The 9,527-nt window shown below is 54.5% G+C and carries 8 protein-coding genes; 4 read left to right on the forward strand and 4 right to left on the reverse strand.

What is annotated here, in order from left to right:
• Positions 1-289: 289 nt before the first annotated feature.
• The 3 genes from AC1DN2_RS21135 to AC1DN2_RS21145 form a co-directional block, all read right to left on the reverse strand.
• The gene (locus AC1DN2_RS21135; protein WP_476851848.1) at positions 290-1,705 is read right to left on the reverse strand and encodes an O-antigen ligase family protein; all 1,416 of its coding nucleotides are present in this window, start codon (positions 1,703-1,705) and stop codon (positions 290-292) included.
• Between the two features lie 119 nt (positions 1,706-1,824).
• Positions 1,825-2,556 carry a WecB/TagA/CpsF family glycosyltransferase gene (locus AC1DN2_RS21140; protein WP_476851849.1) on the reverse strand — a complete coding sequence of 244 codons (732 nt, stop codon included), beginning with the start codon at positions 2,554-2,556 and terminating at the stop codon, positions 1,825-1,827.
• Positions 2,556-3,629, reverse strand: coding sequence for a glycosyltransferase (locus AC1DN2_RS21145; RefSeq protein ID WP_476851850.1), 1,074 nt, complete (start codon positions 3,627-3,629; stop codon positions 2,556-2,558). Before AC1DN2_RS21145 ends, AC1DN2_RS21140 begins: the two co-directional genes overlap by 1 nt.
• A gap of 662 nt (positions 3,630-4,291) precedes the next feature.
• On the opposite strand from AC1DN2_RS21145, the gene AC1DN2_RS21150 reads away from it, so the two are divergent.
• The 4 genes from AC1DN2_RS21150 to AC1DN2_RS21165 are packed head-to-tail and all read left to right on the forward strand — an operon-like array spanning position 4,292 to position 8,805.
• Complete coding sequence (locus tag AC1DN2_RS21150) at positions 4,292-5,434, forward strand: glycosyltransferase (RefSeq protein WP_476851851.1); 1,143 nt, start codon at positions 4,292-4,294, stop codon at positions 5,432-5,434.
• Positions 5,431-6,480: a glycosyltransferase family 4 protein gene (locus AC1DN2_RS21155; protein ID WP_476851852.1), complete on the forward strand. Its 1,050-nt coding sequence runs from the start codon at positions 5,431-5,433 to the stop codon at positions 6,478-6,480. The genes AC1DN2_RS21150 and AC1DN2_RS21155 overlap by 4 nt, the downstream gene beginning before the upstream one ends.
• Before the next feature lie 46 nt (positions 6,481-6,526).
• Entirely contained in the window at positions 6,527-7,816 is a 1,290-nt protein-coding gene (locus AC1DN2_RS21160; protein WP_476851853.1) for an oligosaccharide flippase family protein, read from the forward strand.
• A 26-nt stretch (positions 7,817-7,842) separates the two neighbouring features.
• Positions 7,843-8,805, forward strand: a complete 963-nt coding sequence (locus AC1DN2_RS21165; RefSeq protein WP_476851854.1) for a glycosyltransferase family 2 protein — start codon at positions 7,843-7,845, stop codon at positions 8,803-8,805.
• A gap of 605 nt (positions 8,806-9,410) precedes the next feature.
• Here the strand turns inward: AC1DN2_RS21165 and AC1DN2_RS21170 are convergent.
• The coding region (locus AC1DN2_RS21170) for a transposase (protein ID WP_476851258.1) at positions 9,411-9,527 on the reverse strand (117 nt) is incomplete at its 5' end.

A 9,527-nucleotide genomic window follows, 5' to 3' on the forward strand; every position in this document is an offset into this window, starting at 1 on the left:
ACGGTGGCGGAGATGACGCGGTAGTCGGGCAGGTTGAAGATGCTGGTGGCAGCGTCGAACGCCACAACGGTAGGCTCAGTCAAGGCTCGTGGTCCTGTTCCTGGTTGAATGCTAGACACACTCATCCCAGCAGGGCCACGGGCCCCTTTTCTAGCTACGCCACGAAATCAATTCCCCACCAACCACGAAGAGCCGGGATATCGGGCCAGCCCGCCTCTCCGGACAACCTCCCCGCCGCCGCGGCCGGGCCCTCGGACCATGAGCGGCAGCCCTACCCCGGCTGGACCACCTAGAAATTGCCTCCGATGCTCCGGCCACCACCGGCCGGGGCAAGGAGCGGCACGTCAGAATGCGTTGACAGCATCATGGAGAATTCATTGGACCGATTCACTGCCCATGCTGCTCCAAGGAATCCCCCGATTGCAACAGAGCCCACTGACCCCAACGGCATGGGAGCGACAACGCTCACAGCCAGCAAAGCAATTGCCCCACACGAGAGGAATTGTGTGGATGGCTGGCGGTTGCGAACGGCCCGCAAGAGGGCGGCCGCCGACAGCCACAGCCACGCTGCCAGACCGAGAAAGCCGGTCTTGACCAATACCCAAAGATAGAAGTTGTGCGCGTAGATAGTACCCTTGTCTGCCCAGAATGAGCCCGCTGCGCCTTCGCCTGGCTTGTAGGCGTATCCGAATCCATGCCCTACAAACGGCTGATCGCGTATGGCCTGAAAAAGAAAGGAGTTCTCCCTCTCCCGATACAACACGGAAGTATCAAGCGCAAGGGTCTCTTGGCTGAGGCCATTTATTACTCTTGATCCATAAGAAATCAACTGCTCACTTATGAAGCTGGATCCGGGAAGGAGTTGAAGAACAGGTAGTGCAATATAGGCCATGAGGAAGGCTACTCCGACAGCCAATACTCGTCTGAATGTGGACTTCCATGCATGGAGATTACCCATAGTGAGGAATGCGAAGATTATGCCGACACCGACTCCCAAGATGGTGTTCCTTGAGAACCCCACGAAAGATATCAAGAGAGCCGGCAACATGAATTTCATTGCCGTTCCCTTCGGTGATTTACCGACCACCCAAAGACCCAGCCATCCTGCCAAAACCGGCAGTGCAAGATTCGTCGTCCCCGTAATTATCCGCGTTGCCGCCCCACTGCCGCTTCCTGAACCCTCGAGGTAAAGCGCGGCCTCTTCTTGCCGACCAGCCAAAGGGACACCCGTTGCGCTGCTAAAAAGAATAAGGATTGCAGATACCCAGAGAATTATTGACACCAGCCGTATGACGCCAAGCGCCGATGAACAATTACCAGCAAATCGGCCAGCGATGAATAAAGCAGAAACGAAGTATACAAGACTCCGAACGTCAGAAATAACATGACCTGCCGAAATACCCGAAGCCAAAGACAGCAGACTACCCACTAGTAGAATTCCGGCCATTGATAAAGCGGCGATGTCTGTGGCTCGGACGGCTCGTAAGCGCAGCAAAGCCACAAAGACAGTCAAATACAGAAACGGCTCAAACAAATACATGCTAAAACCGGCGAGAGGCACCTGAGCTGGCAGGCCAACTGGCATGGTCAAAAATGCCGAAATCATAGTTGCATAGACGGCAAGCCGCGGAAACGTCAGGCTGATTCCTAAAACCACGGAACCCAAGACCGCGACAAGTGTCGGTATTCCATAGCCAACGGCCATAACGCCCGCCAAAGCCGCCAAGCCGACTGACCCAATACCTACTACACTCTCGATCCGAAAGCCGGGGCTTACGCCGTCGCCCAGTCGAAACGGCCGATGTGGCCGGGCAAGCCCGGCTTTCACTTGCGGGAGAACCGACGGAGAGCAAGTGGCAGTATGTCGCTAACAAATACCGGGAGGCAAAGGATGATGTACCTGGCAAATAGCCTCCGAGGTTCTTGGACCAGCCGGAAGACCCATTCCATTTTCAAGTTTCTAATCGCCCTAGGGGCGGCCTTTCTCGCGTCGACAACCATGTCGACGGCTCCGCCCACGGCCATAATAGTTCCCGAAAATCCAGCGTCGTATATGGCACTGCCCAGTTCATCGCCGAAGGGCGGCGTGACGGCCACCAGTAGGAGTTCCACACGCGCCGCTGAAACTTCGGCAACGATTACTTCCGGGATCCAGTCTTTCCGGTTGCCGTGTTCCCGAAATACTAGATTCACGCCTGCGTCCATGAGCTTCCGCTCAAACGTATCCCCGACACTCTCTGAAGCACCCAGCAGCCCAATGCGCAGACCCCGAAGTCGATCATCGATGAAGAGCTGCTGCGTGAATTCCGAACCCGTAACCCTGTCCGTTTTTCTACCCACGCCACGCAAGGCAGATGAAATCGGCCAACCATCTGCCGTTATGAAGTCGGCGCTCTGAGTGACGGCAGAGAATCGTTTCGAGCGCTTCGCAAGGGCAACGTGATGAAGATTTACTGTTTGGATCCGAGCCCTGGGCCGCCTCGCAACTAGTGCGATTAGGTCTTCCTCCGTTGCGACACACTTGTCAATCAGAGTTTCAATTATGTGCAGGGTCATTAAAAGGTCCTCAGTGTCCGTGGCTGTTCTAATACGCGTGCTGCATAGTTATCAAGGTCGGCCAACGTCAGACTATCGCTCAGTCGGTCGGTGTCCGGTTCGACAGAATGGTCTTGGTGGCTCAAGGCTTTCCCGAAGTACTCGGTAATCGCCATGACCATCTCATTGACGTCCTCCGCCAGGATGACGCCCGCTTCCAGCCCCGCATCAGCGGCAAGCATACTTGGCACCACAACTGGTCGCCCGAACGTTATGGCCTCAAGCATCTTAACGGACACGCCTGTCGACTCCCCCAGCCGAGGAACCACCACCAAGTCGGCCATGTCGTAGAAATCAGCAAGATCGTCGATACGGCCGAGGCTGGTCACTCCGTCGACGTCGGCCCACTTTTCGGTTCCTCGCCCAGACAGGACCACGCTGGCCGTGGGGAGAGTCTTTCGAACCCTCGGAAGTACGTCGTCGACCAATAGGCCTATGGCTTGTGCGTTCGGTGGCCAAGTCGCCTTGCCGATGAAGCCAACCACCGTTGAAGAAGGAGTCCGCTCTCGGAAAGCCTTAGGAGCCAAGGTGAGATGTCTGCATTCAATCCCCCATCGTTCGATGCGATCACTGTCGCTCTGGGAGATAGCCACGACGGATCTGGGACGCCGGAGTATTTCCTGCTCCTTGTCCGCCATTCGTCCGGGATTCCCAATCCATCTAAAAAGGGCGGGGTCGTGGCTTCGCGCGATAACTGTGTCAACATTGTGGGCTATGTGAAGGTCGCTGTGGACGCCCGCGTCTGCGAGGAGCAGAAGCGCCGGCCATTGGCTCGTGACAATCAGGTGATCATGGCTGCGATTCTCGGCAAGACTCCGAACTTTGCGGACTTCCCGTTTCCATTCAGCTGAGACGCGAAACTTTGCCACCTGATAGGGCTCTTTGAGAAACAACATCCTCAAGAGAGTTTGCCCGAGTAGCCTCTTGGAACTCCGGATCTCGAGCGGCACTCTCCCAGATGCACCCTCGCCGCAGATCTGGTGCACATCCACGGCGAACGACTGGCCAAGGGCCTCCAGAAGTGCGGTGTCCACCCAAGACGCTCCTCCGAGGTCTGATTGCCTCGGGTCATAAGTCGTGACAAAGGTCAGTCTACGGTCCGTCATTTTGCCTCCCCCTGGCTCACTACCGTTGAGACCAATCCGTTTCCTCCACGAGGCTGTCCACAGCAGCCGCCGGCATGCGCCAAGAATCTGGACACGAAACAGTACTGGGCGGAATCACCTGTATATTCACCTTAGCCGCCAACGGCGTCCACATCTAATTTGCCCATCGGGCGTGGCGGACCCCCGCACGTAACGACACCTTCACTAGCCCGATCGGCAGCAGTCTCCACCCGCGCTGCACAGCGCGTCCGGCGTCGACTTGTTCCCTAGCGGTCCCTTTTCGTCCAAGACTGGCGGGCGTCGCGCCCCCTCCTTCACGGTCGAAAGACGATGCAGGAAACATGGCCACAGAGTTTGTCTGCCATAATTCCGGCATGACAACCACGGACCTGCCGCCGTCACCTTCTGCCAGCCATGCACTCAGGCTGGTCAAGTTCTGTTCTGGGCTGCCTCCGGTTACGCTGCATTGGCCAAGTCCCTCACGGCGCATTGGCACGGCGAGAGGCTATGTGTGCACCCTTGCAAAACAGTAGGATCCCCATGAAACTTTTTTAGAAACCTGGAATCAAGCAGGGCTCGAAGGACCGATTATGAAGAAACAAAAACCAGTAAAAGCGGCAAATAAAGTTAAATTCTATTCAATAATTCGGTCTGCCCATCTCGAGCGAGAACTGGATTCAAATGACACCTGGATCCTATACTCAAAGACAAACTACGATTTTGACGAAGGCCTGCTAACTGGGCATGATTTATTACGCAAAATCTCCCCATGGAGACTCCCGAGGTTTTTAAGAAAACATTCCATCGAAACACTGGAAGTCAATGAACCGCTAATGCTTCCGGCATGGCACGTTCTGCTTCCTATTCTTATTCTGAGAGTTTTTCATCCGAGTATGCGCCGACCGCTTCAACTTGTTTTCTATGCAATTGAAAACTTGGATCCGAGCGCAAATCTAGCTGCGCGTCTCCACCTTCCGCACAGGATGGCCCATAAAGTCATATCCGTGGTCTGTCGGCTTGCGTTCCGCGCGGCCGATCGTGTTGCCTTCGGAACGCAAGGATCGATGAAACTCTACGCATCCCTGCTGGGACCACATTGGAGGAAAGCGGAGGCTCAGTCTAAGCTGCGTCAAATCGATCCACTTCCTTCGCCGGAGGTTGTCGGCGTCGACGAAAAGATTCTGGGATCGGTGCTTTTCCTCGGCGACCTCTCCACACGGAAAGGCATTATCCGACTAATGAGCGCCTGGGAGATTCTTCCTGCCGGGCACGGTCTGACACTTCGAATTGTTGGAATTGGTGAAGAACTCGAGAAAGTAGAGGCCTGGGCGAGGACTCGACCTGAGGTCGATCTAGTCATCAGTCCAAGCAGATCGGTAATTCGCCAGACTCTTGCCAGATCAGAAACTCTAGTTTTGTTGTCACGTACCTCGGCGATTTGGAGAGAGCAGATCGGGCTGCCCCTCCTCGAAGGCTGGAGCTACGGGTGCAATCTGATCGCCACTGACGCTACAGGTATAGCCGGTCTTCTTGAACGCTCAGGACACACAGTCCTGCCGGAGAACTTCACGGACGTCATGCTGGTTGATGCCCTCATTGGCGCCGAAGCACCACGACGAAGCCCAAGGGTCATTCAAGAGGATCTTCCGAAAGTGGACGGACGGCTCACAGCCGACTTGTGGCTAAATGAACCTCGTTGTATGGACGGGACGGGGTCCGGGATTCGATCATGAATAGATACGACGTTTACTATCCGAGTCAAGTCGATGTCAGTGCATGGCAGGCCGCCCATCAAGAAGACCTGAAGCCCGATGCTTGGCCGTACGGCCTGAATCGACTAGCAGACGCAACTAGCACCGTCGAGCGAAAGAGTATTCACCGCCACAATTCACTCGCAGCTGCCGCATCGATTTTCCGGGGGGGACGGCAAGACAACATGAGGGAGCGGAATCCAGCTGCCCCGCTCGCAGTCACATGGGATGAGCGGACAGCCCTTGACCTGTATCTAGCCGGACGTTACGAAGATTTCGGAACTGGTGTGATCTGGGCAACGGACCAGTTACGCAAACCAACTTCCCTGCTCAGGATCAGTCTGCTGCGCAGGGCCCTTCGTGAGGCCGGCGCGCTATGGTGCTTGTCAACTGCGCAGGTGAAGATTCTTGATCAGTGGATAGGAAATCGTTCTAAGAGTCGGGGCGCAGAATTCCTTCCGTTCGGAATCGATACGAATTTCTATTCTTTCAGACCCCCTGAAAGCGATGACCTTATCTTCAGCGTCGGCGGTGATCGGGACCGTGATCCAGAGACTCTGTTCAAGGCGCTTGCCGCTGTCATCCACCAGAGGCCGAATACAAGAGCGGTCGTACAGACTACTTCGTCACTGAAACCTCCGGCCGGAGTGTCGGTCGTTCGACGTTTCTCGCATGCTGAGCTCCGGGAAATGTATGCCAAGGCCACAATAGTCGCCGTCGCAACAAGGCCGAACATCCATGTGTCTGGCATGACCGTTTCGCTTGAAGCTGCCGCGACTGGTCGTCCGGTTGTTATCACCGAGACACCAGGAATGACCGACTATGTTCGAGACAACAGCACCGGACTCCTGACACCAGTCGGCGACGCGGACGCCATGGCGACCGCCATCGTCGCCCTGCTCGATCAACCTTCACGGGCTCTGGAAATGGGACGCCGAGCCAGAGTTCATGCCTCTGAAAATCACAACTCGTCCGTTATGGCCAGCCGTCTAAGTGAGATTCTGCGGTCACGAGCGATGTCAAAATGATTCAAACGAAGAATAGCCCAACCGCTTACTTAGGCGAATCGCGGATATGAAGACAAAAAGCTTTACCAAACACATCGTTTCCGTCGCGCTATCCAATCTCGCGCTCCCGGCAGCCGCCTTCGCAGCCGGACCAATCCTGGCTCATTCTCTCGGAGTTGAAGGTCGCGGCGAATTAACTGCAGCCGTTGCTCCTCTAATGCTTTCCACTGCTATCGGTACAGTTGGCCTTCCGGAGGCCGTCAATTTCTTTGTCGCGCGAAATCCACGTTTGTGCCGTTCAGTGGTCCGTAATGCTATCTGGCTACTCGCCATCAGCGGAATTCTGGCAACGGTCATTGCCGTCGTACTGGCGCCGATGCTGGCGGGTGACAGCCAAACGCTTAACAACCTGATACTGATCGCTGTTCTTGCGACCACACCAACATTGATGATCGGGGCAATTCGGGGTGCAGCACAAGGGTTGCATCAGTGGAACAGGGTCAATGCAGAGCGATATATCACTGCCACGATCCGCATATCGGCACTTCTCGTACTTTGGTCCTCGGGAGAGCTAACGCCTTTCACTGGCACGCTCGCGCTAGTGGCATCTCCGATCCTGGGCGGTCTTGCATACGTTGGTCTCAGCTCCCAAGAAGTCCGTCCTCACGAGAACTTGGCCACGGGAGAGTTGCTCAGCTACGGCACACGTATATGGCTAGGATCGCTATCCGGGATTCTACTTGCACGTATAGACCAAGTACTTATTACTCCGCTAGGAGGCGCGTACGCTTTGGGCCTGTATGCCGTCGCTGTCAACATTTCGGAAGTTGTACTCATTACAAATCATGCTATTCGGGACGTAATGTTTTCCGTAGATGCTGCAGATGCGAATGATGAGAGAGTCTATTTATCCTCTCGCCTCTCCATGATCACGTCAACGCTCATCGGAATCGCCATTTGCTTGACGATGTTCATGTGGGTACCAATTGTCTTCGGCGCCGAGTTCGAAGGCGCAATACTACCGGCCGTAATTCTGATTGCTGCCTCTATTCTGTGGATCCCCGGATCAATGGCCGGCGCTACGCTGTCTGCTAGGGGTCAGCCAGAGTTACGGAGCATGGGTCTTTTCTTGGCAACAATTGCAAATGTTACGTGCCTAGCATTGCTGGTACCCCAAAATGGTGCCATGGGAGCTGCCTACGCAATGCTCGTCGGCAACGTCGTAGCAAGCGCCTACACTCTCTGGTGCGTACGCCGGCACCACGGCATGCGTGTCTCTTCGTTTTACTCACCCCAGATGTCTGATCTGAGCATCGTCCTGACTAAATTGAAATATGCAATGCATCGAAGCATTTAGACTGAGAATGACTAGGAATCTTGCAAATGAAATCAGACCACCACATGAGCCTGAGCTCACGCGCCCTGGGTCGACCGATGAATAAAATTCAAAGCGAAGTCACCGTATTAATGGTGAACTATCGAAGTGTGGATTATGTGAGATCGTGTGTCAAAAGCCTCTCGACTGAGAAGATCGATCGAATAATCGTTCTCGAAAATGGATCGGGCGAAGAAGAGTGGAAACAACTTCAGGAAATTGATTTCAGTGCTGCCGGGGAAGTCAAGTTGGTCCGCAGCCTGGACAATGTCGGTTTTGGGGCCGGCGTAAACCTGGCATCTTCGCAACTGGAACCTGATTACAGCGGATTAATTTGGATACTCAATCCCGATACTGTCATCACGGCAGGTTGCGTGAGTTTGCTGGTTTCAAGAATCACGAGGCGTGAACTCGATATTGTTTCGCCAGTTATTGCGTCTGGCTCAGAATCCTCGCCGACAATATGGTTCGTAGGCGGTGACATCAACCATTCCAATGGTTCAACTAGACACACAGATTTTGGCGAGCCGATGCCCGTGCGCTCTGGAGTTAGGATGACAGATTTCATGACCGGGGCCGCGCCTATGATGAGTTTCCATACTTGGAAAGTACTGGGTGGGTTCAGGGAAGACCTGTTCCTATACTGGGAGGATGCCGACCTTTCCCTGCGCGCGCAAGACCTCGAACTAGGGATGGGTATCGACATGAGCGCCCGCATCTGGCACAGAGAGGGCGGCTCCGGAGAGAGTGAAGGCAGAAGTTCGACCTATTACTTCTACATGCAGAAAAACCGAATAATGGTGGAATCTCAATTCTCGAGTCGTTGGAATCTAGTTATCGGCAGTGGTGCTTTTGAGACATTGCGCCTCCTCGTGCGGCCACTGAGGGAAAGGGATCGGAAGATAAGTAAATTCCAGGCTTCGGTGCGGGGACTTTTTGCAGGACTTAAAGGCACTCGGAATGAAATCTAGTTATAGCTTAATGCATGTATATTTTCGGAGATAAGTGAAACCTGAAACCCTTTGGCTATTGTCATCAAATGCGTATCATCGCGGACATAGATGTCAAGCAAGAATCCTCAAACTAATAAACTACTTGGTCTTCAGATGCATTCTCCCGTACGAATGCGTCATTGGTAACGATGTTCATCTATGGCATCGGGGCCTCGGCACCGTTGTACATCCATCAATCAGGATCGGGGATCGTGTGCAGATCGCACACGGCGTCACAATTGCCGGCAGCGGTCGAGGACACTCAATAATAGGTGCCGACGTCATTATTGCCGCCAACGCAGTCATCATCCCAAAACGCGGAAATCCTTACGAAATAGGGGCTGGTGCGATCATCGGCGCTGGTGCAGTAGTGATTGGCGATGTCCCCCCCAACGCTGTGATGGTAGGTAATCCGGCCAGAAACTCCCGATAACTGGCAGCCACCTCGTCATCACGGTGGTGCGCTCTCTCGACTTCCCCCGGACCCTCATGACGGGTTGGCCTAAGCTTGCGCCAAGGTTGGTGGCTTGTATCTCTTAAGTGGGTCTTCGCGGTTCATGGGGAAATTGATTCCCGGATGAGTGTCATGCCGCCGTCCGGACGGCACTTCTCATGAGAATAATCGATTTGTAGTTCACTGGGTTGCGGTAGCCGCGGGCGGTTCGTTTGATGTGCTTGATTCCGGTGTTGTTGGCTTCGAC

It is taken from the genome of Arthrobacter sp. 01L42, from assembly GCF_056400005.1.

Coding starts and splice junctions, on each gene's coding strand:
- AC1DN2_RS21155 (WP_476851852.1), top strand. CDS start 5,431: ATGAATAGATACGACGTTTACTATCCGAGTCAAGTCGATGTCAGTGCA.
- AC1DN2_RS21160 (WP_476851853.1), top strand. CDS start 6,527: ATGAAGACAAAAAGCTTTACCAAACACATCGTTTCCGTCGCGCTATCC.
- AC1DN2_RS21165 (WP_476851854.1), top strand. CDS start 7,843: ATGAAATCAGACCACCACATGAGCCTGAGCTCACGCGCCCTGGGTCGA.
- AC1DN2_RS21135 (WP_476851848.1), bottom strand. CDS start 1,705: ATGGCCGTTGGCTATGGAATACCGACACTTGTCGCGGTCTTGGGTTCC.
- AC1DN2_RS21150 (WP_476851851.1), top strand. CDS start 4,292: ATGAAGAAACAAAAACCAGTAAAAGCGGCAAATAAAGTTAAATTCTAT.
- AC1DN2_RS21140 (WP_476851849.1), bottom strand. CDS start 2,556: ATGACCCTGCACATAATTGAAACTCTGATTGACAAGTGTGTCGCAACG.